General features: G+C 62.2%; 2 protein-coding genes. Both read right to left on the bottom strand.

Going from position 1 to position 2,209, the window contains the following annotated elements:
• Positions 1 to 122 precede the first annotated feature (122 nt).
• Entirely contained in the window at positions 123 to 1,043 is a 921-nt protein-coding gene (feaR, locus tag AC07YV_RS29810; RefSeq protein ID WP_102702836.1) for a transcriptional regulator FeaR, read from the bottom strand.
• Between the two features lie 152 nt (positions 1,044 to 1,195).
• Positions 1,196 to 2,146 carry a PDR/VanB family oxidoreductase gene (locus AC07YV_RS29805; RefSeq protein ID WP_102702835.1) on the bottom strand — a complete coding sequence of 317 codons (951 nt, stop codon included), beginning with the start codon at positions 2,144 to 2,146 and terminating at the stop codon, positions 1,196 to 1,198.
• Positions 2,147 to 2,209 lie beyond the last annotated feature (63 nt).

Below are 2,209 nucleotides of genomic sequence, written 5' to 3'. Positions count from 1 at the left end.
AGCAAGCTCGCTCCCACATTTTTTGATCCCGGCCGTACACAGGCTTTGTGTTCACCGCAGATCCACTGTGGGAGCGAGCTTGCTCGCGATGAGGCCGGTACATTCAACATTGATGGTGGGTGTCAGGTGTGGCTGTAGCGCTTGCGATAAGCACCCGGTGACACGCCGAAGCGCGATTTGAAGGCCGACGAGAAGTAGCTCGAATCCGAGAAGCCCCAGGCATAACACAGCGCCGACAGCTTCTGCTCGACATCGGCGCGGCGCAGGTTTTCGGCGCAGAAGTCCAGGCGGCGATGCTTGATGTACTGCGCCACCACCAGCCCGCGCTTGGAGAACATCCGGTACAGGCCGCGCACGGAAATCCCGACTTCACGGGCGATCAACTCGGGGCACAGTTCCTCGTCGCTGAGGTGCGCATCAATGAACGCGATGATCTTGCGGAACTGCCGCTCATGGGGATCGGCCGCGCTGTCCCGGGCGCTGATGCCCGGCAATAACAAACTGGCCAGGGCATCGAGCACGGCCTCGCTTTCCTGCATGTCCAGCCCTTCCTGCTGGCGAGTCTCCAGCACCAGCTTGTTGGCCATCGCCGCCAGCGGGCTGCTGGCGGCGATGCGCGTGGCGCAGTTGACGGCATTGAAGTGTGATCCACGTTCCACGACCTGGCGCGGAAGAATCAGCGACAGCTGTCGGCAATCGTCGTGGTAGGTCATGTCGCTCGGACGGCTGGCGTCGATCAGCGCGATGTCGCCACAACCCAGTTGCGCGCGGTTGTCGCCCTGCTCCAGCTGTGAACTGCCACGCATCTGGAACACGGCGTAGTAGTGGCCGTCGCTGCTGGTGCTGACGTCCTTGCTGGTGCGATACAAATGCACGTGCGCCATGTCGACCACACTGAGGTTGATCGCACCGCTGCGGAATTCCGCCAGTTCGCCATAGAAATCAGTGTCCAGCGCCCGCGCGTCGAAACGCCCGCAGGCCTGGTTCACCTGGCTCAACCAACTTTCGAACGCCTCGTTGCGCACCGTCGATGCTGTAATCATGTCCGCAAAGCCTCACGTTTTTGTTGTTATTTTTCGACCGCTTCATCGAGCGGTTCGGCAAAACCGTTGTTTCTGTAGCCATCGCCTCCCTCGACGGCCGCCGGGCGCCCATTCAACAGGCTCCGGCGCACGCTTTCCAGCCTTCCCGAGGCTTAAATGTCCAATACCAGACGAGCGGAAAGCGCCCGTGACACACAGGCGCAGATCTGTTTGTTGGACGCCTTTTCCTTGTTCGACAGGCAGTTGTCGCGGTGCTCCGGTACGCCGTCCAGCACCTCGACGATGCAGGTACCGCAAATACCCTCGCGGCATTCGGTGTCGATGTCGCAACCGTGGGCCTGCAGCACGTCGACCAGACTGGCGTCGGCCGGCACGTGCAGCACCACGCCGGAACTGGCCAGCTCCACTTCGAACGTGCCCGCCGGGGCGCTGTTGGCCGCCGGGTCCGCCGCGAAGTGTTCGAGGTGAATGGCCTCATCCGGACGACTGCGCGAAGCCACTGCCACCACTGTGTTCATGAAGGGTGCCGGGCCGCAGGTGTAGACGTGGGCGGCGCTGCCGGCACGCTCCAGGCATGCGCTCAATGCGCCGTCCAGGTCCGCGGGTTCCACGCCGTAGTGAAACTCCACGTGATCGGCAAAACGGGTCGCCAACAGCTCGGTAAACGCCGCGTACTGCGCCGAACGGGCGAAATAATGCAGGCGATACGGCTGGCCGCTTTCCGCCAATTTGTAGGCCATGCTCAGCAGCGGCGTGACACCGATACCGGCGGCGAACAGCAGGTGTTCGCCGGCACTTTCATCGAGACGGAACAGGTTGCGCGGCGCACCCATTTCCAGCTCCATGCCCTCCTCGACCTGCTCGTGCAACGCCAGCGAACCGCCGCGCGACTGCGCTTCTTTCTTCACCGCCACCAGGTAGGCACGGCGATCCTGCGGCGGGCTGCACAGCGAATACTGGCGGGTCACCCCGGTCGGCCCGGTCAGGTCGACGTGGGCACCCGGTTCATAGGTGTCGAGCGGCTGGCCGTCACTGCGCACGAGGCGAAAGGAGCGGATATCCAGCGCTTCGTCGACGATCCTTTCGATCTTCACCTTCATCATTGCATCACCTGAATATTTATTTTTTTCGTTTAACACAACACCTGTAGGAGCTGCCGAAGGCTG

The sequence above is a fragment of the Pseudomonas sp. GW456-E7 genome, assembly GCF_059424105.1.
Note: the sequence above shows the minus strand (reverse complement) of the source record. Positions and strands in the feature narration are given on the sequence as shown.